The following is a 21,494-nucleotide window of genomic DNA, read 5'->3' as shown; positions in this document are numbered from 1 at the left end:
ACGGTTCAGAGGGCCCTTGAAAAGACCCTGGAACCAATTCTGGATTGTGTCATTAATTCTCTTCTACATCGATATTAAGCTTTGTTGCCGCCTGAACTTCTTCCTCTTCTAGTTCACGCATATCGATTTCTTGTTCATCGCTCGAAAGCATTTTAACATCCATACCAAGACTTTGTAATTCCTTGATTAGTACCTTGAAAGATTCTGGTACTCCTGGTTCTGGAACATTATCACCTTTCACAATTGCTTCGTATGTTTTCACACGTCCTACTGTATCATCCGATTTCACAGTAAGAATTTCCTGTAGTGTGTACGCCGCACCGTAAGCCTCTAATGCCCAAACCTCCATCTCACCAAAACGCTGTCCACCAAATTGTGCTTTACCACCAAGTGGCTGCTGTGTTACAAGTGAGTAAGGTCCAGTTGAACGTGCGTGAAGCTTATCATCAACCATGTGCGCAAGTTTGATCATGTACATGACCCCTACAGACACACGGTTATCAAACGCTTCTCCAGTTCTGCCGTCATAAAGAATTGTTTTCGCATCTCTTGGCATACCAGCTTCTTCAAGTGTTTCCCATACATCTTCTTCTGTTGCTCCATCAAATACAGGACTTGCAACATGGATACCAAGCTGTCTAGCAGCCATTCCTAAATGTAACTCAAACACTTGTCCGATGTTCATACGTGACGGAACGCCAAGTGGGTTAAGCATAATGTCGATTGGTGTACCATCTGGTAAAAACGGCATATCTTCTTCCGGTAAAATTTTGGAGATAACCCCTTTGTTACCGTGACGACCGGCCATTTTATCCCCTTCATGGATTTTACGTTTTTGTACAATATACGCACGAACCAACTGGTTAACACCTGGTGGCAGTTCGTCTCCATCTTCACGATTGAAGATTTTAACATCCAGTACAATACCGCCTCCACCATGTGGAACACGTAAGGACGTATCACGCACTTCACGAGCTTTCTCGCCAAAGATAGCATGCAATAGTCTTTCCTCTGCAGATAATTCCGTAACCCCTTTAGGTGTTACTTTACCAACTAGAATATCTCCATCGGTTACTTCTGCACCGACACGGATAATTCCATACTCATCCAGGTTCTTCAGTGCGTCTTCCCCAACGTTCGGGATATCTCTTGTTATTTCTTCCGGTCCAAGCTTTGTATCACGGGCTTCGGACTCAAATTCCTCAATGTGGATGGATGTATATACATCGTCTTTCACGAGTCTTTCACTCATGATGATCGCATCCTCATAGTTATAACCTTCCCAAGTCATAAATCCAACAAGAACGTTACGACCTAAAGCAAGCTCTCCATCTTCCATTGAAGGCCCGTCAGCAAGTACCTCACCCTTTGTTACGCGGTCACCCTCACTAACGATAGGGCGTTGATTATAACAAGTTCCTTGGTTCGAACGTTTGTATTTTTGCAGCTTATAGTGAACAACATCACCTTGAACTTCTTTACCGTCAACTTCCGAAATGTGACGAATAACAATTTCCTTCGCTTCTACACGTTCCACAACACCCTCACCACGGCTAATTACCGCAGCTCCAGAGTCTTTCCCGTTTACATACTCCATACCAGTGCCCACAATTGGTGCTTCAGGCTTCATTAACGGAACCGCCTGACGTTGCATGTTCGCACCCATCAATGCGCGGTTAGAGTCATCGTTTTCCAAGAACGGGATACAAGCTGTCGCAGCAGAAACTACCTGTTTCGGCGATACATCCATGTAATCAATCTTATCACGGGAAACAATGATATTGTCTTCACGGAAACGAGCGATCACTTCAGCATCAACAAACTTATTGTTCTCATCAAGTTTCGCGTTTGCTTGTGCCACGATATAGTTATCTTGTTCATCTGCTGTTAGGTAATCAATTTTCATCGTTACTTCACCGGTTTCCGGATCTACACGACGGTATGGCGATTCAATAAAACCAAATTTATTTACCTTTGCATAGCTTGACAGAGAGTTAATCAATCCAATGTTTGGCCCCTCTGGCGTTTCAATCGGACACATACGACCATAGTGAGAATAGTGAACGTCACGCACTTCGAAACCAGCGCGTTCACGCGTCAAACCACCTGGCCCTAGCGCTGATAGACGACGCTTATGCGTCAATTCGCCTAATGGGTTTGTCTGATCCATAAATTGCGAAAGCTGAGAGCTACCGAAGAACTCTTTAATTGAAGCAATTACTGGACGAATATTAATTAACTGTTGTGGAGTTACGCTTGACGTGTCCTGAATTGACATTCTTTCACGTACAACTCGCTCCATACGAGATAATCCGATACGGAATTGATTTTGCAACAACTCACCAACCGAACGAAGTCTGCGGTTTCCAAGATGGTCAATATCATCTGTGTCCCCAACCTTGTAAAGCAGATTAAAGAAATAGCTAATAGAAGCTAAAATGTCTGCTGGCGTTATATTTTTAACTTCTTTTGTTACGCCGCCATTTCCGATTACAGTTAATTCACGCTCACCGCTCGGATCAGTTGGATCCATAATCTTAACGGACTGAATATTGATTTCATCTTCTAAAATACCATCGTTCGGTTCAAGAATTCGCTCGCCGAAACGATCTTCTTCCCTTTCTAAATACGGAAGAATTTTATCTAATAGTTTCCGTTCTAATCGTTCACCTTTTTCAGCTAAAACCTCTCCTGTTTCAGGATCAACAATAGACTCAGCCAAAATCTGATTGAACAGACGGTTTTTAATATGAAGCTTTTTATTCATCTTGTAACGACCAACATGCGCAAGGTCATAACGCTTCGGATCAAAGAAACGGGAAATTAGTAAGCTTTTCGCATTCTCCACTGTAGGTGGCTCACCCGGGCGTAAACGCTCATAGATTTCCAATAATGCCTTTTCTGTGGTCTCTGTATTATCTTTTTCAAGTGTATTTCGTAAGTATTCATTCTCGCCTAATAGATCGACGATTTCCTGATCTGTGCCAAAGCCTAATGCACGTAACAATACTGTAATTGGTAATTTACGTGTACGATCAATGCGGACATATGCAATGTCTTTCGCATCCGTTTCGAACTCAAGCCATGCACCACGATTCGGAATAACGGTAGCAGCAATACCACGCTTACCATTTTTATCGATTTTTTCATTAAAGTAGACACTAGGTGAACGTACGAGCTGTGAAACGATAACTCGTTCAGCTCCATTAATAATAAATGTACCTGTATCTGTCATAAGTGGGAAATCTCCCATAAATACTTCCTGTTCTTTCACTTCACCGGTTTCATTATTAATTAAACGAACCTTCACGCGAAGCGGAGCATTGTACGTAACATCTCTTTCCTTTGATTCATCTACAGGATACTTCGGCTCACCTAAACTGTAATCTACAAACTCAAGTGATAGGTTTCCTGTAAAATCTTCAATTGGAGAAATATCCTGGAACATCTCTCTTAAGCCTTCTTCGAGGAACCATTCATATGAAGCGGTTTGAATCTCGATTAGATTCGGTAATTCTAAAACTTCACTGATACGTGCATAGCTCCTGCGCTGGCGGTGCCGTCCATACTGAACTAGTTGACCTGTCAACTGCTTCACCCCTTAAATCGTGTCTTTTTGTCGCTGTCTGACAAAAAGAGAATCATATTTAGAAAAAAACAATACGAGAAAAAGTGATTCTCAGTTTTGTTTTTCGAACCTAACTTTTCAAAACTTAGGCATTCACAAATTATTTAAGTAAATACCTTCGTTGCATTGATGTAAATAGTAAGCTTTTCACTATCCTATCTACCTAGCTAAACTTTTCGCTCAGCAATATGCCGAACAAATTTTAAAGCATTGAAATTCATGGAACATGCTTGCCAGCGTGCCGTCGAAGTGTTTTACATCTCTTACCCTTCACCAGCATTTGAAAGCAATACAACAAATACTAGTTGTACACATAGCATTTATTTTGGTAAACTAGAAAAAAGGCTTTATTATAAAACCCTGCATTTTTTCCGATTCTACCAGTGTTGCCGTTCAGCAATCAAATATACGTCCCATATTTTATAAAGATTCCCTTGACAAAAGAATCCCCATGTTACCATCTTCCAATCTTACCACACTAATTCTATGTGGTCAAACATTTAAAGCTCTTAATATATAGTATCCTTTACTTTTGATAACAACATCTACATTTCCAAACAAGTCCTCGATCTTATCCATCGCCGAAGGTGCTCCTTGCTTCTTTTGAATAACCACCCATAATTGACCATCCGGAAGCAAAGCTTTTTTCGAATCCTCAAACATTTGATGAACCACTTGCTTTCCCGCTCGAATCGGCGGGTTCGTGAGGATGGCCGCGAACTTCCGTCCAGGCAAACCTGACAAACGATCACTTTGGATAACCTCAGTGTTTATTTGATTATTGATAGCCGCATTTTTCTCAGCAAGCGCAAGCGCACGCTCATTTACATCCACCATCACAACTTGGCGATTAACAAAATCATTCGCAAGCGCGATTCCAATTGGACCATAACCACAACCAAGGTCCAATAGATCGCCAGGAACACTTGGCTCCTGAAATTGCTCTATTAAAAGTCTCGAACCAAAATCGACTTCGTTTTTTGAAAACACGCCAACATCACTTGTAAACGTATATTTTTTTCCTCTTAGTTGGTACGTCCATGTTTTTGGTAAAGTTTTAGATTGAGGTTTATTAGAAAAGTAATGCTCAGACATTTGGGCACCTACTTCTTAGTTATATTTAAAATTAGAAGATACCTGAAAGCAAACTACCTCCAGATAATATATAAAACTTAATTCAATCGAAGATACCTCTCTTGCACCATATACATCGACAGGCACAAAAAAGAAAATGCCGAAAGTAGTTAGATCAAGATCTTCTCTTTTATACAATCGACATGAATTACTCTTAATTATTTTGATCCGGCAATAAAATACCGCATCAATAATAAAGCGAAACTTTATTCAGGCAGTCAGCCTTCTGGATGTTAGTTAAACAGAATCAGGAGATTACGGCTGTTCATACCACAAGATCCCCCTCGCAATTAGAGGTTGGGGTTCTTCACTCCATTAACGCGTGATAAAAAGCCCGCCGAAATTCGACGAGCTCTATCATTTTCTATTAGCAAAATTATTTAACTTCTACTTCAGCGCCAGCTTCTTCAAGTTTACCTTTAACTTCTTCAGCTTCTTCTTTAGCTACGCCTTCTTTAATTGCTTTTGGCGCGTTATCTACTAAGTCTTTTGCGTCTTTAAGACCAAGACCAGTGATTTCACGAACAGCTTTAACAACTTTGATTTTTGATGCTCCAGCACTTGTAAGTACTACATCAAACTCAGTTTGCTCTTCAACAGCAGCTCCACCAGCAGCACCAGCAGCAGCTACAGGTGCAGCAGCAGTTACTCCAAATTCTTCTTCGATTGCTTTAACAAGATCGTTTAATTCTAAAACGGACATTTCTTTGATTGCGCCAATCATTTCTTCTTTAGTCATGATATATTTTCCTCCTAATATTTTAGTTTAATTTAGTAATATCGTCAGGCGATTATTAAGCGCCTTGTTCTTCTTTTTGTTCTGCAACTGCTTTCGTAACGTAAGCAAAGTTACGGATAGGTGCTTGAAGCACGCTAAGCAGCATAGACACCATACCTTCGTAGTTCGGAAGCTCAGCAAGCTCTTGAATTTGTTCAAGGCTAGCTACTTGACCTTCGATAACGCCACCTTTGATTTCTAATGCCTCATGTTCTTTCATGAAGTTATTAAGAATTCTTGCTGGTGCTACTACATCATCGTTACTGAAAGCGATAGCTGTTGGTCCTACCAACACATCGTTCAAGCCTGAAAGTTCAGCTGCTTCTACAGCACGGCGAGTCATTGTATTTTTGTAAACTTTAAAGTCGATTCCCGCATCGCGTAGTTCTTTACGTAATGCTGTAACTTCTGCCACATCAAGACCACGGTAGTCAACCACTATTGAAGTTTGACTAGCACGGAATTTTTCTGTGATTTCTTCAACTAATTGTTTCTTTTGTTCAATTACTGCAGACATTGTTCCACCTCCTATTATCATTTCCTTCATATCATTACACCGCTGGGATATATAAGAAAAGCTCCCACGTAGACATGGGAGCTTAATATAACAAATGGACATTAACATAGATTAACTCATCTGTATATAAACAAACCTCGGCAGGATATTAAGCGGAAATCCGCACCTACTGTCTACGGTATAACATATTCATTTTATTATGACGCAATTTAGTATAACGGAACACTGCGACAAAGTCAACACCTAATTAACGAAAATCAGATACGTCAACTTTGATTCCAGGTCCCATTGTAGAAGCGATTGAAACATTCTTCATGTACGTACCTTTAGCAGCTTGCGGTTTTACTTTCACAAGTTGTTCTGTAAGTGCTACGAAGTTTTCAACCAATTTCTCATCTTCAAATGAGATTTTTCCAATTGGAACATGGATATTTGCAGACTTATCTACACGGTATTCTACTTTACCAGCTTTAATATCTTTAACAGCTTTTTCTACTTCAAAAGTAACTGTTCCAGTTTTAGGGTTTGGCATTAGACCTTTTGGTCCTAACACACGTCCAAGCTTACCTACTTCAGCCATCATATCAGGAGTCGCTACAATAACATCAAATTCAAACCAACCTTTGTTGATTTTCTCAATGAATTCTGTCTCTCCTACATAATCTGCTCCTGCAGCTTCTGCTTCTTTTGCCTTTTCACCTTTAGCGAACACAAGCACGCGTTGTGTTTTACCAGTTCCATGTGGCAATACCATTGCTCCACGGATTTGTTGATCTGCTTTCTTCGGATCTACTCCAAGACGGAATGCAGCTTCAACTGTTTCGTCAAAGTTTGCTTTAGCAGTTTGTTTCGCTAATGCAACAGCTTCTTTAATTTCATACAAATTTGTACGGTCAACAAGCTTTGCATTTTCTTGATACTTCTTACCTGTTTTTGCCATTTTATTTCCTCCTCTATTGTGGTTATAACGGTAATACCTCCCACTTATAAAAGCAAACAGCTTTTATAAAGCGTGTAACGAACCTAAAACTAGGTCCATCACACCCACGAAAAAGGTTGCGAATGGTCAGCCAACCGCAACCTATACCGTATTAGAAAACTCAGCAATCGCCAAGCGTTAGGCAAATGCCTTAGTTGCACTTGTACAAATAGCAAAGTTTGACACTTTCCTATTTGCAAAAATTAATCTTCGATAACAATTCCCATGCTTCGTGCAGTACCTTCAACCATACGCATTGCCGCTTCAACATCAGCTGCGTTTAAATCAGGCATTTTAGATTCCGCAATTTCTTTTACTTGATCGCGTTTCAATGTAGCGACCTTGTTCTTGTTAGGCTCACCAGAACCAGATTCAAGACCTGCTGCTTTTTTCAAAAGAACAGCTGCTGGTGGAGTCTTTGTAATAAATGTAAATGAACGGTCTTCAAATACCGTAATTTCAACAGGAATAATTAAACCCGCTTGATCTTGTGTACGAGCATTAAATTCTTTACAGAATCCCATGATATTAACACCTGCTTGACCTAGTGCCGGTCCTACTGGCGGTGCTGGGTTTGCTTTACCAGCTGGGATTTGCAATTTCACTAACTTGATTACTTTTTTAGCCACGAGACACACCTCCTTAAAGTCCGTGATGTGGTAATAGGGTCCTATGATTGTATTGGTATACCCTCCCACTCCATTTATCAACGCCCTATTCAGAGCATAAATAACAAAAAAATTTTAGCATGAAATGCTAAATAATGCAAGGTTTTGTTGTCTCTTTTTTTAGAAGTTCATTTTAAGACAGCTTTTCAACCTGCGAGAAATCCAATTCAACAGGGGTTTCTCTACCAAACATATTAACATGAACTTTTAGTTTTTGCTTGTCCATATCAATGTGCTCAATTGATCCTGTGAAATCAGTGAATGGGCCGTCAGCAACTCGTACATTTTCTTTGATTTCAAAATCAACCTGTACGGTCGGTTCTGATACACCCATACGCTTTAAAACAACATCAATTTCATCTGGAAGTAATGGTGTCGGTTTTGCACCGTGCCCGCTAGATCCAACAAAACCAGTTACGCCAGGCGTGTTTCTTACAACATACCAGGAATCGTCTGTCATAATCATTTCTGTTAATACATAACCAGGGAATGATTTCTTTTTCATGACTTTCTTTTTACCGTTTTTAATTTCTGTTTCCTCGTCTTCTGGAACGATTACACGGAAGATCTTATCTTCCATTCCCATTGTTTCTACACGTTTCTCCAAGTTCATCTTTACTTTATTTTCATAACCGGAATACGTATGAACAACATACCAATTTTTCTCCATTTATACAGGGCTCCCTCCCTTATAAGGCTGTTCAAAAAGTCCGGTAAAAATGACACATCGAGAACAGTAGACCTTCGATTAAATACCGACACGTCCTGTGTCGAACATCGAAGTCACCACATCCTGCGGAAGCTCGTTGGCTTGGTTTTCCATTCCTTGCAAAAGAAAAACACTTTTCCCGCGTGCAAGAACGTCTGCTCACGTATTAAACCCATACGTTCCGCTATCAGGAGCTACACCACCTCGAACTTCTCGGTCCTTTTTATCCTCTTTTGAACACACACTTTATAGCAGCTTGATTTATCATTCAATCACGAATCGTCTACCATTTTCTCCAATTTAAAAAACCCGCTTTGACCGGGTTTTTAAAAGGGTATATTATTTTTCATTATAGCATAATTAAACACATTTATTCAAAATAAGTTTAAAACTTGAGAAATACCTAAATCAACAATAAAAAAGAATAGTGCTACAAATACTACGGTTGAAATAACGATAATGGTATAATTGGTCAGCTCTTTACCTTTTGGCCAGCTAACTTTTTTCATTTCTCTAGATACATCTTTAAAGAATCTGAACATGCTTGTACCCCCCAAAAACTCCGCTTAAAATGCGCACTTACTTTGTTTCACGATGCAATGTATGTTGCCCACATGTTTTGCAATATTTACGTACTTCTAATCTCGTAGCCTTTGTGGATACATTCTTATTCGTTGAATAATTTCTGCTTGAACAAATTGCACACGCTAACGTGATTTTATTACTCATCTATTTCACCCCACACATAGGGTATTTTCCTTTTGTTCTAATTTAGCACGTTTTGCCATAACGTGTCAACGTCTCAACAACCCGTGAGCCAAATAATATCAAATGTTTTAAACAAAAACGGTGAAGGTTAGCTTTCTGTTATTCTCCCAATCTAAATCTTGATTATTTATGGTGTTTCAGTCACATCCATCAGTTGTTCGAGCTTTCGTTTTACACGTTGCAAAGCATTATCAATCGATTTGACATGTCGTTTCAATTCAATCGATATTTCCTGGTAGGACCTTCCGTCCAAATACAAATGGAGCACTTGTCTTTCCAACTCGCTTAATAATTCGGATAATTTCATTTCCATATCTCCGAAATTTTCTCGGTTAATGAGAAGCTCTTGAGGATCAATCTCTTTCGATCCTGCAATTACATCCAACAATGTGCGATCTGATTCTTCATCATAGATTGGCTTATCGAGGGAAACATAGGAGTTAAGTGGAATATGCTTCTGTCTTGTCGCTGTTTTAATTGCAGTGATAATCTGACGCGTCACACAGAGCTCAGCAAATGCTTTAAATGAAGATAGCTTGTCCCCATTATAATCGCGAATTGCTTTATATAATCCGATCATTCCTTCTTGAATGATGTCCTCTTTATCTGCGCCAATTAAAAAATACGTTCGTGCTTTTGCTCGGACAAAATTAATGTACCTGTTAATTAATATGTCCAGCGCTCGACTGTCGCCTCGACGAACAAGTTGCAGCAAATCGTCATCTTCAAGCTTACTAATACTTCGATTGTCTTTTACTATTTGCTCGACGCTCATTAAGATTGCCCCCTGACTATCTCGGTTGTCACTTAGGACATAGTATACAGTACTCGTTTCAGAACCGTCAACATGAATAAGAAGCGTTTACATGCAAAACATGTCGAAATAGCGCAAAAATCAAACTTTTTAGTTGTTCAAAAAGTCCGGCGAAAATAACACCCCGAGAAATAGGGCATTCGACTAATTTCCGACATGTCTTTTCATCCCCCTTTTTGAACACTATTTTTATGCTATATTTCTCCCCTTCTCATCTTTTCAAATTTCTGAAGGATTTCTTCGTCCAACTTAATTTTAGATTGTGGTTGCATTTTTTTATGCAGTTCAATGCTAACTTCAATTTCCTTTTCAATGTCCTGCATTTCAATAAATAGTTCACGAGCAGACTTACGAAGAGCTCCTTGTCCGAAAATCGTACGCTGCTCTGCATAATCAGATGTAGCTACATATACTTGTGTCTTCACATTTTTTACTTCTTTCACAAGCTTTTCGATACATTCATCAGCTGTTTCCTTTTCCTTTGTATAAATTACTTCAACTTTATATTGCTTTAATTTACTTGAAATCCCTTTAACATAGTACGCATCGAATACGATAATGACACGATGGCCGGAATACGCTTGGTATTCAGCCATCCACTCAACCAGACGGTCACGAGCTTGTCCAATTTCTTTTTCCTTTAGTTGTTGCAGCTCTTCCCATGCTCCAATAATATTATAGCCATCTACAATAAGAACGACCATCTATACATCACCCAATGGGTATCTTTTACGATATACCTCATAGAGAAGCAAACTACAGGCAACTGAGGCGTTCAAGGAAGATACTGCTCCCTTCATTGGTAAGCTTACTGTCCAATCACACTTCTTCCGAACAAGTCGACTAATACCCTTTCCTTCATTGCCAATTACAAGAGCGATCGGCAATGCCCCGTCCAACTTGCGATAGTCCTCCGTTGCTTCTGCTTCTGTACCGACAACCCATACCTGTCTTTCTTTTAATTCATCAATTGTATTGGCGATATTCGTCACCCGCGCTACTGGAATATGCTCCATCGCTCCTGCAGCTGTTTTCGCAACAGTTGCGGTTAAACCTACCGAGCGCCGCTTCGGAATGATGACTCCATGCGCCCCTGTTGCATCCGCAGTCCGCAAGATAGATCCTAGATTATGTGGATCCTCCAATTCATCCAAAATGATGAAGAAGGGGTCTTCATTTCTTTCTTCTGCCCGCTGAAATAAATCATCAAGTGTTGCATATTGATAGGACGCAACATAAGCAATCACACCTTGGTGATTACCGGAATCAAGTTGTTCAAGCTTTGATTTCGGCACTTTTTGTACAATCGTTCCAGCTTCTCTCGCCATTTGTTGCAATTTCTTTTGCACATTCGGATTCAATTGCTCCGATATAACCACTTTATTAACAGAACGGCCGGATTTTAATGCTTCCATTACTGGATTTTTTCCAATTATTAACTCTTGATCCATGTTATCCACTCCTCTCTTCTACAAATTCAATCGCACTTTCTAACAGTTCCTTAAGACGTGTTTCGTTTCCAGATAAATAGTGATAGCCGATTAATGCTTCAAATGCCGTACTATAACGATAGGTTTGTACACTTGTGTTTTTCGGAATAGAACCAGACTTAGCATTTCTCCCTCTCCCTACAACAGCCCGTTCTTCCTCATTTAAAAAATCCGCTTTGGCTGCCCAGTTAAGAATGACAGCCGCTTGGGATTTTCCAGAAACAAAAGTAATCGCTTCTTGATGTAGCTGGTTCGGCTTTACGGTTCCTTTTTGAAGCAAATGCTCCCTGACATGGGTTTCATATATAGCATCTCCCATATACGCGAGTGCTAGGCTTTTCAATTGCTTTGGATCCAACTTCATGATTAGCCTCTTTTCCAGCGAACCCCTTGAGGTGTGTCTTCCAATATGATATTTTTGTCTTTTAACAAATCTCTTATCTCATCTGCTCGAGCGAAATCACGGTTTTTCCTTGCTTCATTCCGTTCTTCAATTAACGCCTCAATCGCTTCGTCTAACAGTTCATCTGCTGTATCAAGAGTAATCCCAAGTACATTTAGTAAAGTCTTGAGCACTTCCTGAAATGCATCAATTACCTCTGTTGATGTTTGGTTGGATTGTAAATAGACATTTGCTTCTTTTGCTAAATCAAACAGGACAGAAATTGCATTCGCTGTATTGAAATCATCATCCATTTCCAGCTCAAAGCGATGTTTCATTTCCGCTATTTTCGTTAACCATTCCTCTGTATTATCAACAAGGTTCATACTCGTCGGTTTGCGATGCTCTAAGTTTTCGTATGCCGTTTTAATTCGGTCATAGCTATTTTTAGCACTTTCCAGAAGCTCCTCTGTAAAATTAATCGGATTACGATAATGCACACTTAGCATGAAGAAACGTAGCACTTCCGGATTATGCTTTGCAATTAAATCTCTTGTTAAAACAAAATTTCCGAGTGATTTCGACATTTTTTCATTATTAATATTTATATACCCATTATGCATCCAATAATTCGCAAATGTATGACCTGTCATGGCTTCAGACTGAGCAATTTCATTTTCGTGATGCGGGAATGTTAAATCCTGCCCACCAGCATGAATGTCAATCGTATCTCCAAGGTATTTCTTAGCCATTGCAGAGCATTCGATATGCCAGCCTGGTCGGCCTTTCCCCCACGGTGAATCCCAAGCAATTTCTCCAGACTTTGCTTCTTTCCATAATGCAAAATCAAGCGGATCATTCTTTTTCTCTCCAACTTGGATTCGCGCACCAGAGCGAAGCTCATCAATTGACTGATGGGATAATTTGCCATATCCTTCAAACGCTCTCGGTTTAAAATAGACGTCTCCTTCTGCTGCATAGGCATACCCTTTCTGAACGAGCACATCAATAAAACGAATGATATCCTCCATCGTTTCCATAACACGTGGATTATGTGTTGCCTCTTTCACACCTAAAGCTCCAACATCCTCTAGATAAGCCTGTATAAATTTATTTGCTATCTCAGGAACATCTTCCCCTAATTCATTTGCTGTTTTAATTATTTTATCATCGACATCGGTAAAGTTTAATACATAGTCAACTTGAAAGCCTTTGTATTCGAAATACCTTCTTACTGTATCAAAAACAATAGCCGGACGTGCATTACCGATATGAATATAGTTATATACAGTCGGTCCGCATACATACATACGAACCTTTCCTTCTTCTAATGGTGTGAAATCTTCCTTCTTGCGCGATAATGTATTATATAACTTAATCGACATATTGTTTTACACTCCCTTGTTTCAATTTTGCAATTTCAGCCTTCAGTTCATCAATCTGCACCTGCATATGTTCACAACGATCAGCTACAGGATCAGGAATCTTATGATGATCAAGGTCCCTTCTTACTCTTTCCCCATTCTGGATTACAACTCTCCCAGGAACACCAACTACCGTTGAATGATCAGGCACATCCTTTAACACAACAGAACCGCCTCCGACCTTCGAGCTTTCACCGATTGTTATTGCCCCAAGCACTTTTGCCCCTGTAGAAATGAGTGCATTATCTTTCACTGTTGGATGTCGTTTCCCTCTTTCTTTACCAGTACCGCCAAGCGTTACTCCTTGAAAAATGGTAACATTATCCCCAATCTCACACGTCTCTCCAATAACTACTCCCATACCATGGTCGATAAAAAGACGTCGCCCAATCTTTGCTCCTGGGTGAATCTCAATTCCTGTAAAGAAGCGGCTAGCCTGAGAAATGACGCGTGCAATAAAGAAAAGCCTTCTTTTGAAAAAACGATGCGCAATTCGATGTGCCCATACGGCATGAAGACCCGAATACGTTAGCATCACTTCGATATACGTACGTGCAGCAGGATCCTGTTCAAACACAACATCCATATCTTCCTTCATTGTTTTGAAAATTCCCATGTGCCTTCCTCCTTTATAGTTAGTAAAATTGGCTTTCGTAAAAGGGATTTTTAGATGGGGCTCTCTACTTTCATAGAATCTTTTTTATTTTGGCTAATTCCAGAGTGAATGCCTTATCCCGCCTTACGCAGAAAGGAACGTTTTATACCTTACTTTTTGCCAAAATAAAAAGCGTCCCTGTGTAGTTTATACACAGAGACGCTAGATTAGCGCGGTTCCACTCTGTTTGAAGGACGTATCCTTCCAACTTTGGCTCTCGTAACGGGAGAGTATCGCTGTCATGTACTAAAGACTACTCATTTTCCATAACAGACTCCAAGGGGCACTTCAGAAACGATGCTTAAAATCACTCACAGCCCTTGGTGATTCTCTCTGAATAAGCAGATCGATTCTTACTTTCCCTTTTCAACGTTCACTTATTTAGTAATACTATATTATACAATCGGCGAAATGTGAACCATTACGCTCCTAATTGCTTCAATACTTTATCAAGCCTTGCGATAATAACAGACTTTCCTAAAAGCTCAATCGCAAACGGTAGCTCTGGACCGTGCATTTGTCCAGTTGTCGCAATCCGGATTGGCATAAATAGTTTCTTTCCACGGTGACCAGTTTCCTTCTGTGTTGCTTTAAATTGTGCCTTAATTGTATCTTTATTAAACTCATCTAAATGGATCAGCTTATCTGTAAAAACTTGCAATACTTCTGGTACTTGTTCCCCTTTTAAGACCTCCATCGCTTCGTCATCATAGGAAATCTCATCATTAAAGAATAGTTCCGTTAGTTCCACAATCTCCGCACCATAACGTAATTGTTCACGATATAAGCTAATCACATTTTCTGCCCACGTTCTTTTATCTGCATCCATATCCTCCGGTAATTTACCAGATTCAATCAAATGCGGCATCGCTAGATCAATCACCGTTTCTATGTCAGCCGCTTTGATGTATTCGTTGTTCATCCACTTCAGTTTTTGTTGGTCAAAAATCGCTGCAGATGTAGATAGACGTTCCGGATCAAAAATTTCAATTAGCTTTTCTTGAGAAAAGATCTCTTCCTCTCCAACTGGAGACCAGCCTAATAAGCTTATAAAATTAAACATTGCTTCAGGTAAATATCCTAGATTGCGATATTGCTCAATAAATTGAAGGATATGCTCATCACGCTTGCTTAGCTTTTTACGCTCCTCATTCAAAATCAGGGTCATATGGCCATATTTTGGCGCTTCCCAGCCAAATGCTTCATAGACCATCATTTGCTTCGGTGTGTTGGAAATATGCTCCTCACCACGCAATACATGTGTGATTTCCATCAGATGGTCATCAATGGCTACAGCAAAGTTATACGTCGGGATACCATTTTTCTTCACAATAACCCAGTCACCGAAATCACTCGATTCAAACGTAATTTCGCCGCGAACAATATCTTGGAACATGTACGTTTTGTTCTCTGGAACACGAACACGGATACTCGGCTTACGACCTTCCGCCTCGAAAGCCGCGATTTGCTCTTCCGTTAAATTACGGTGGGCTCCAGAATACTTAGGTACTTGTCCTTTTTCACGTTGCTCCTCACGTTCAGCCTCAAGCTCTTCTTCTGACATATAGCATTTATAGGCAAGGTTTCTTTCCAGTAGTTCATTAACATATTTATTATATAAATCTAAGCGCTCTGTTTGACGATATGGACCATAGTCACCACCAATATCAGCACCTTCATCCCATTCTAATCCAAGCCATTTTAAAAACTTCAACTGGCTCTCTTCTCCACCCGCTACATTCCGTTTTTCATCCGTATCCTCTGTACGAATAATAAACTTCCCGTTAAAATGTTTTGCATATAAATAGTTAAATAAAGCTGTACGTGCATTCCCAATATGCAGATGGCCTGTCGGACTTGGCGCATAACGCACACGAACTTCCTTACTCATGGTGTTGCTCCTCTCTTAATTATGGATTCCGATATAAGTATAAATTTACGTCTATAAGGTTGTTCAAAAAGTCCGGTAAAAATGACACATCGAATTTCTTCGTTGGCTTGCTTTTCCACTGCTCACGTATTAAACCCATACGTTCCGCTGCTCAAAGCTACGCCGAATCTAACTTCTCGGTCCTTTTCATCCTCCCTTTTGAACACGCACTCTATATGAAAAAGTGATAACATATCATTCATGTTATCACTTTACTTCACCTTAATCAGTTATACCTCTTTTACAGTGCTTTTTCAAGTAATTTTGGTTTTGCAAAGATCATCCGGCCAGCTGATGTTTGCAGTACACTTGTAATAATTACTTCGATCGTTTTTCCGATATAATCCCGACCTTCTTCCACAACTATCATTGTACCATCATCAAGATAGGCAACCCCTTGATTATGCTCTTTCCCATCTTTAATTACTTGTACAATTAGCTCTTCACCTGGAAGTACAACCGGCTTCACAGCATTGGCAAGATCGTTAATATTCAACACGTTAACACCCTGTAAATCACAAACTTTATTCAAATTAAAATCATTTGTTACAACAATACCATCAATTACCTTCGCAAGTTTAATTAGCTTACTATCAACCTCTGGAATTTCTTCAAAGTCTCCTTCATAAATCTCGACTTTCACTGGCAATTCCTTTTGGATGCGATTCAATACATCTAGTCCACGGCGGCCTCTATTACGTTTGAGTGTATCTGAGGAATCGGCAATATGCTGCAGTTCCCCGAGTACAAATTGCGGTATTATAACGGTTCCTTCTAAAAAGTTCGTTTGGCAAATATCTGCGATTCTACCATCAATAATAACACTTGTATCCAGAATTTTTGCCTTTGGTACGATTGCATCTACATCGTCACCTTCAATAGGTCGGCGTTTGTCCTTTTTATTTGTTTTCATTAGATTGACAAATTCATCTCTCCGCCTGAAACCCACTTGGAAACCAAGGTAACCAAGAACAATCATAATAAAGAGTGGCAGAACCTGTGATACAACCTCAATATTAATATCTTGTAAGGGCATGTTAACAAAGTAAGCAATAACCAATCCGACAATTAAACCGATACTACCAAAGAATAAATCAACTGCTGGGAGCTTTATCAGTGCGTCTTCTACCCACCTCAAAAAGTCAACAATATAATCTGCCAGCCAATAAGAAAGAATAAAGAATATAATTGCACCGATGATCATGCCTAAATATGGGGATCTTGCCCAATCCAAATTTGTAATGTTCAATAACCGAATTATTTCTGGTACATATAGATAACCTATAGTACCGCCTAGAACAATAAAAAATAAATGCACTATTTTTTTGAGCAACATCGTCACCTCCTAATGTTTAGTATTGCCTAGAAATTTATAATTTAACCCTCATAAATGGGCGAAAAAAGCATTGTATTTCACAAATAACAGTATAAATATGTCATTTTTATGATAAAAATCGCTAAGAATCACTGGGCCATCGCTATATCTAATGCTTGTTGTACGGTACGAACCCCATGTACTTGAATTCCTTTCGGGTATGTCCAGCCATCCAGATTGTTTTCCGGACAAATGACACGTTTAAAGCCAAGCTTAGCTGCTTCTTGAACACGCTGTTCGATACGCGACACACGTCTGATCTCCCCAGTAAGCCCAACTTCTCCAATAAATATATCATCTGGATTCGTCGGCTTATCCCGAAAGCTTGAAGCAATGCTTACAGCTAGCGCTAGATCAATTGCAGGTTCATCAAGCTTCACACCACCAGCTACCTTAATGTAGGCATCCTGGTTTTGCAGCATAAGGCCGACACGCTTTTCGAGAACTGCCATCAATAAAGGAACACGGTTATGATCAATTCCTGTGGCCATGCGGCGTGGATTACCGAAGCTAGTTGGAGAAATCAATGCTTGAATTTCAACGAGTACAGGTCTTGTCCCTTCCATCGATGCAACGACAGTAGAGCCTGCTGATCCTTCTGAACGCTCTTCTAGAAAAATCTCCGAAGGGTTCATTACTTCTCGAAGGCCTTCTTCTTTCATCTCAAAAATACCCATTTCATTCGTACTTCCAAAGCGATTCTTCACACCTCGTAATATTCGATACGTATGATGCCTTTCTCCTTCAAAATACAATACGGCATCAACCATATGCTCGAGCAGTCTTGGACCAGCTATCGCCCCTTCTTTCGTCACGTGACCAACTATAAATATCGGAATGCCGTTTGATTTTGCGACCTTCATTAAATCAACAGTACATTCTCGTACTTGTGAAACACTACCAGGAGCACTCGTTACATCTTCCTTAAAAATCGTTTGAATGGAGTCAATTACGACAAATGAGGGGCGAATCTCCTCAATTTGTTTTTGAATATCAAACAAATTCGTTTCAGAAAGGACATATAGCAGATCCTCTTTTACTCCTAGTCGATCAGCACGCAGCTTTGTTTGGCGGATCGATTCCTCACCAGAAACGTACAGAACTGGCAATTGCTTCCCTGCAAGCTGTGAAGAGATTTGTAATAACAAGGTAGATTTGCCAATCCCAGGATCACCACCAATTAAAACAAGCGATCCGAGAACAATACCGCCACCAAGCACACGATTGAATTCCTTCATCGTTGTGGTGATACGCGGTTCTTTCTGTGACTCGATCGAAGTAATCCTTTCTGGCTTACTAACGACATGTGTACCACTTACTTGTTTTCCTCTGACAGTGGTTGCTTCAACTTCTTCCACCATCGTATTCCAATTATTACACCCAGGACATTTGCCCATCCATTTCGCAGATTCATATCCACAATCTTGACAAACATACTTCGTTTTTCGCTTAGCCAAATCACTATCCCCTTCTCTTACTATTGTAAAACATTTTTGGCTCAAATAGGTTACAGCTTCCTATCAATTTATGAAACATATTTCCTTATTTATGCCACAACTGGGTCGTTTAGTACCCTTTCCACTAGAATTGGGTGTTTAAAGTAGGGTAAAGAGGGTTTAGAACACCCCTCAATATGGAAGGAAAAGCTAGAAGATACTGCTCTTCTAGCTTTTTACTTTCTCTTGAATTTATAAAAATTGAATTACCTGGATACCTTTAGTTACCATAACAACGTAAACAGGTCCATATTACGGTGCGCAGTTTTTACCTCACTAACCGGCATTCGCGCTTTTATGCTTTCCTCATTACGAGAGAACGATGAAATCTCCTTTATTATTTAAACCGATTTTTACCTCTTGCCCTTTATCAATTGTTTCTTTCAGCAACTCTTCAGATAGAAGGTCTTCGATATTTTTCTGAATCGATCTGCGCAATGGACGGGCACCGTATTCCGGATCGAACCCTTCATTTGCAACCTTTTCTACCGCTTTATCAGTCAATGATAAATGAATATCTTGATCCTTCAGGCGACGTTGCAATTGTTCGAGCATAAGTGTCACAATATCCTTCATATGCTTCTTCTCTAATGAATGGAATACAATCGTCTCATCAATTCGGTTTAAAAATTCAGGACGAAATGCTTTTTTCAATTCTTCCATTACTTTTGACTTCATATCGCTATATTCTTTTCCTTCATCAGCAATATTAAAGCCAACATATTTATTCCGTTTTAGCTCACTTGCTCCAACGTTGGATGTCATAATAATTACCGTATTACGGAAGTCAACAAGTCTTCCTTTGGAATCTGTTAAACGACCATCCTCAAGCACTTGTAATAAAATATTAAATACTTCAGGGTGTGCTTTTTCAACTTCATCTAAAAGCACGACAGAGTATGGCTTACGTCGCACCTTTTCTGTTAGCTGACCACCTTCCTCATAACCAACATATCCTGGAGGGGATCCAACTAGACGAGACGTCGCATGCCTTTCCATGTATTCAGACATGTCTATACGAATCATCGCATCTTCATCTGCAAACATCACTTCCGCTAAAGCTCGAGCAAGTTCTGTTTTACCAACACCTGTAGGTCCTAGGAAAATAAAGGAGCCAATTGGTCGCTTCGGATCTTTTAAGCCCGCACGCGCTCGGCGAATAGCCTTCGAAATCGCATTTACTGCCTCTCCTTGGCCAATCACACGATTATGCAAGATCTCTTCCATGTTTAAGAGACGCTCACTCTCATCCTTCGTTAGCTTCGCTACAGGTACTCCCGTCCAGATCGATACAACACTTGCAATATCTTCAACAGTAACCTCTGAATCGGTTTGTCCTTGCTTTTCTTTCCATTCATTTTTCGTTTTTTCGAGTTGTTCACGATAACGTTGTTCTGAATCACGTAAAGATGCTGCCTTTTCAAATTCTTGGCTTTGTACAGCAGCGTCTTTTTCTTTTCGTACTTCTTCAAGCTTCTGCTCAAGTTCTTTCAAGTTCGGTGGAACAGTATAAGAGCTCAGGCGTACTTTAGAGCCTGCTTCGTCAATTAAATCAATTGCCTTATCTGGAAGGAACCGATCCGTAATATAACGATCAGAAAGTGTTGCTGCTGCTTCAATTGCTTCATCCGTTATCGTTACACGGTGATGTGCTTCATAGCGATCGCGTAATCCGTGCAGAATCTGGATGGTTTCATCCAATGTTGGTTCATCGACTTGAATCGGTTGGAATCTTCGTTCTAATGCAGCATCTTTTTCAATGTATTTACGATATTCATCAAGTGTTGTTGCACCGATACACTGTAATTCGCCTCGAGCTAGGGATGGCTTTAAAATGTTTGATGCATCAATTGCACCTTCTGCTCCACCAGCGCCAATTAATGTATGAAGTTCATCAATAAATAAAATGATATTTCCAGCTTGGCGGATTTCCTCCATCACCTTTTTCAAACGATCCTCAAATTCACCACGATATTTCGTACCTGCAACAACTGTACCCATATCTAATGTCATCACGCGCTTATCACGAAGGGTTTCTGGAACCTCGTTATCAATAATTTGCTGCGCCAAACCTTCAGCTACAGCCGTTTTACCGACACCTGGCTCACCAATTAATACCGGATTATTTTTCGTACGACGGCTCAACACTTGAATAACCCGTTCGATTTCCTTCGCACGCCCGATTACAGGATCAATTTTACCCTCTTTTGCGCTAACGGTTAAGTCTCGTGCCAACGAATCTAATGTAGGTGTACTTGCACTCGATTGTTGTCCAGAACGCCCTTGTCTTCCCGCCTGTGATTCATTGCTTCCTAATAGCTGTAACACTTGCTGTCTTGCTTTATTTAAGCTCACACCGAGGTTATTCAATACGCGTGCAGCAACACCTTCACCTTCGCGGATAAGCCCAAGTAAAATATGCTCTGTACCTACGTAAGAGTGGCCTAGCTTTCTTGCCTCATCCTGTGATAACTCAACGACCTTCTTTGCACGTGGGGTATAGTGAATCGATTGCATCGGCTGCTTATCGACACCGATTAATTTTTCTACCTCTTCTTGAATTTTCGAGACTTCAAGGCCTAGGGACTGCAGTGCTTTTGCCGCAATTCCTTCACCTTCACGGACAAGTCCTAATAAAATATGTTCTGTGCCAATATTCTTATGGCCAAGTCGTACTGCTTCTTCTTGTGATAATGCTAATACTTTTTGTGCTCTTTCTGTAAATCGTCCAAACATCATCTGGATTT

The 21,494-nt window shown here is 40.1% G+C and carries 19 protein-coding genes and 2 other annotated features; all 19 genes read right to left on the bottom strand.

What is annotated here, in order from left to right:
• Positions 1-52 precede the first annotated feature (52 nt).
• The 19 genes from rpoB to clpC all read right to left on the bottom strand — a co-directional run bounded on the left by rpoB (position 53) and on the right by clpC (position 21,486).
• Positions 53-3,589, bottom strand: coding sequence for a DNA-directed RNA polymerase subunit beta (rpoB, locus tag MHH64_RS03155; protein ID WP_118890044.1), 3,537 nt, complete (start codon positions 3,587-3,589; stop codon positions 53-55).
• A gap of 531 nt (positions 3,590-4,120) precedes the next feature.
• Positions 4,121-4,723 (bottom strand): class I SAM-dependent methyltransferase, encoded by a 603-nt coding sequence (locus MHH64_RS03150; protein WP_118890043.1) that lies wholly within the window; start codon positions 4,721-4,723, stop codon positions 4,121-4,123.
• A gap of 415 nt (positions 4,724-5,138) precedes the next feature.
• The gene (rplL, locus tag MHH64_RS03145) at positions 5,139-5,501 is read right to left on the bottom strand and encodes a 50S ribosomal protein L7/L12 (RefSeq protein WP_118890042.1); all 363 of its coding nucleotides are present in this window, start codon (positions 5,499-5,501) and stop codon (positions 5,139-5,141) included.
• A gap of 55 nt (positions 5,502-5,556) precedes the next feature.
• Positions 5,557-6,057, bottom strand: coding sequence for a 50S ribosomal protein L10 (gene rplJ, locus MHH64_RS03140; protein WP_095313574.1), 501 nt, complete (start codon positions 6,055-6,057; stop codon positions 5,557-5,559).
• 45 nt (positions 6,058-6,102) lie between these two features.
• Positions 6,103-6,254, bottom strand: a sequence feature (ribosomal protein L10 leader region).
• Between the two features lie 50 nt (positions 6,255-6,304).
• Positions 6,305-6,997, bottom strand: coding sequence for a 50S ribosomal protein L1 (rplA, locus tag MHH64_RS03135; protein WP_095313576.1), 693 nt, complete (start codon positions 6,995-6,997; stop codon positions 6,305-6,307).
• Positions 6,998-7,239: 242 nt separating this feature from the next.
• Positions 7,240-7,665, bottom strand: a complete 426-nt coding sequence (gene rplK / locus MHH64_RS03130; protein ID WP_144029223.1) for a 50S ribosomal protein L11 — start codon at positions 7,663-7,665, stop codon at positions 7,240-7,242.
• Positions 7,666-7,837: 172 nt separating this feature from the next.
• Positions 7,838-8,374, bottom strand: a complete 537-nt coding sequence (gene nusG, locus MHH64_RS03125) for a transcription termination/antitermination protein NusG (protein WP_095313578.1) — start codon at positions 8,372-8,374, stop codon at positions 7,838-7,840.
• A 413-nt stretch (positions 8,375-8,787) separates the two neighbouring features.
• Positions 8,788-8,955 carry a preprotein translocase subunit SecE gene (gene secE, locus MHH64_RS03120; protein WP_095313580.1) on the bottom strand — a complete coding sequence of 56 codons (168 nt, stop codon included), beginning with the start codon at positions 8,953-8,955 and terminating at the stop codon, positions 8,788-8,790.
• Between the two features lie 37 nt (positions 8,956-8,992).
• Complete coding sequence (rpmG, locus tag MHH64_RS03115; protein WP_118890041.1) at positions 8,993-9,142, bottom strand: 50S ribosomal protein L33; 150 nt, start codon at positions 9,140-9,142, stop codon at positions 8,993-8,995.
• A 166-nt stretch (positions 9,143-9,308) separates the two neighbouring features.
• On the bottom strand, positions 9,309-9,956 hold the full coding sequence (sigH, locus tag MHH64_RS03110) for an RNA polymerase sporulation sigma factor SigH (protein ID WP_095313584.1): 648 nt from the start codon (positions 9,954-9,956) through the stop codon (positions 9,309-9,311).
• A 233-nt stretch (positions 9,957-10,189) separates the two neighbouring features.
• On the bottom strand, positions 10,190-10,699 hold the full coding sequence (locus MHH64_RS03105) for an NYN domain-containing protein (RefSeq protein WP_095313586.1): 510 nt from the start codon (positions 10,697-10,699) through the stop codon (positions 10,190-10,192).
• Positions 10,700-11,446: a 23S rRNA (guanosine(2251)-2'-O)-methyltransferase RlmB gene (gene rlmB, locus MHH64_RS03100; RefSeq protein WP_095313589.1), complete on the bottom strand. Its 747-nt coding sequence runs from the start codon at positions 11,444-11,446 to the stop codon at positions 10,700-10,702. It lies immediately after the preceding gene.
• Position 11,447: 1 nt separating this feature from the next.
• Positions 11,448-11,849 carry a Mini-ribonuclease 3 gene (locus MHH64_RS03095; RefSeq protein WP_118890039.1) on the bottom strand — a complete coding sequence of 134 codons (402 nt, stop codon included), beginning with the start codon at positions 11,847-11,849 and terminating at the stop codon, positions 11,448-11,450.
• 2 nt (positions 11,850-11,851) lie between these two features.
• The gene (cysS, locus tag MHH64_RS03090; protein WP_251661002.1) at positions 11,852-13,252 is read right to left on the bottom strand and encodes a cysteine--tRNA ligase; all 1,401 of its coding nucleotides are present in this window, start codon (positions 13,250-13,252) and stop codon (positions 11,852-11,854) included.
• Entirely contained in the window at positions 13,242-13,907 is a 666-nt protein-coding gene (cysE, locus tag MHH64_RS03085) for a serine O-acetyltransferase (RefSeq protein ID WP_095313594.1), read from the bottom strand. Before cysE ends, cysS begins: the two co-directional genes overlap by 11 nt.
• A 191-nt stretch (positions 13,908-14,098) precedes the next feature.
• Positions 14,099-14,325, bottom strand: a binding site (T-box leader).
• Between the two features lie 42 nt (positions 14,326-14,367).
• Positions 14,368-15,837 (bottom strand): glutamate--tRNA ligase, encoded by a 1,470-nt coding sequence (gltX, locus tag MHH64_RS03080; protein ID WP_095313596.1) that lies wholly within the window; start codon positions 15,835-15,837, stop codon positions 14,368-14,370.
• Positions 15,838-16,117: 280 nt separating this feature from the next.
• Complete coding sequence (locus MHH64_RS03075) at positions 16,118-17,209, bottom strand: PIN/TRAM domain-containing protein (RefSeq protein ID WP_095313611.1); 1,092 nt, start codon at positions 17,207-17,209, stop codon at positions 16,118-16,120.
• A 131-nt stretch (positions 17,210-17,340) separates the two neighbouring features.
• Positions 17,341-18,708, bottom strand: a complete 1,368-nt coding sequence (gene radA / locus MHH64_RS03070; RefSeq protein ID WP_118890037.1) for a DNA repair protein RadA — start codon at positions 18,706-18,708, stop codon at positions 17,341-17,343.
• Positions 18,709-19,056: 348 nt separating this feature from the next.
• Positions 19,057-21,486 carry an ATP-dependent protease ATP-binding subunit ClpC gene (gene clpC / locus MHH64_RS03065; RefSeq protein ID WP_095313600.1) on the bottom strand — a complete coding sequence of 810 codons (2,430 nt, stop codon included), beginning with the start codon at positions 21,484-21,486 and terminating at the stop codon, positions 19,057-19,059.
• Between the last annotated feature and the right edge of the window lie 8 nt (positions 21,487-21,494).

The sequence above is a fragment of the Oceanobacillus sp. FSL K6-0127 genome (assembly GCF_037983385.1).
GTDB lineage: Bacteria > Bacillota > Bacilli > Bacillales > Amphibacillaceae > Oceanobacillus > Oceanobacillus profundus.
The sequence above is the reverse complement of the archived record's forward strand: the minus strand, read 5'-3'. Positions and strand labels throughout refer to the sequence as shown.

What these genes read in the sequence shown, in the direction of transcription:
- MHH64_RS03150 (WP_118890043.1), bottom strand. Translation starts at nt 4,723, where the DNA reads ATGTCTGAGCATTACTTTTCTAATAAACCTCAATCTAAAACTTTACCA.
- rlmB (WP_095313589.1), bottom strand. Translation starts at nt 11,446, where the DNA reads ATGGATCAAGAGTTAATAATTGGAAAAAATCCAGTAATGGAAGCATTA.
- sigH (WP_095313584.1), bottom strand. Translation starts at nt 9,956, where the DNA reads ATGAGCGTCGAGCAAATAGTAAAAGACAATCGAAGTATTAGTAAGCTT.
- rpmG (WP_118890041.1), bottom strand. Translation starts at nt 9,142, where the DNA reads ATGAGTAATAAAATCACGTTAGCGTGTGCAATTTGTTCAAGCAGAAAT.
- secE (WP_095313580.1), bottom strand. Translation starts at nt 8,955, where the DNA reads ATGTTCAGATTCTTTAAAGATGTATCTAGAGAAATGAAAAAAGTTAGC.
- MHH64_RS03095 (WP_118890039.1), bottom strand. Translation starts at nt 11,849, where the DNA reads ATGAAGTTGGATCCAAAGCAATTGAAAAGCCTAGCACTCGCGTATATG.
- clpC (WP_095313600.1), bottom strand. Translation starts at nt 21,486, where the DNA reads ATGATGTTTGGACGATTTACAGAAAGAGCACAAAAAGTATTAGCATTA.
- cysS (WP_251661002.1), bottom strand. Translation starts at nt 13,252, where the DNA reads ATGTCGATTAAGTTATATAATACATTATCGCGCAAGAAGGAAGATTTC.
- nusG (WP_095313578.1), bottom strand. Translation starts at nt 8,374, where the DNA reads ATGGAGAAAAATTGGTATGTTGTTCATACGTATTCCGGTTATGAAAAT.
- rplJ (WP_095313574.1), bottom strand. Translation starts at nt 6,057, where the DNA reads ATGTCTGCAGTAATTGAACAAAAGAAACAATTAGTTGAAGAAATCACA.
- cysE (WP_095313594.1), bottom strand. Translation starts at nt 13,907, where the DNA reads ATGGGAATTTTCAAAACAATGAAGGAAGATATGGATGTTGTGTTTGAA.
- rplA (WP_095313576.1), bottom strand. Translation starts at nt 6,997, where the DNA reads ATGGCAAAAACAGGTAAGAAGTATCAAGAAAATGCAAAGCTTGTTGAC.
- gltX (WP_095313596.1), bottom strand. Translation starts at nt 15,837, where the DNA reads ATGAGTAAGGAAGTTCGTGTGCGTTATGCGCCAAGTCCGACAGGCCAT.
- rplL (WP_118890042.1), bottom strand. Translation starts at nt 5,501, where the DNA reads ATGACTAAAGAAGAAATGATTGGCGCAATCAAAGAAATGTCCGTTTTA.
- MHH64_RS03105 (WP_095313586.1), bottom strand. Translation starts at nt 10,699, where the DNA reads ATGGTCGTTCTTATTGTAGATGGCTATAATATTATTGGAGCATGGGAA.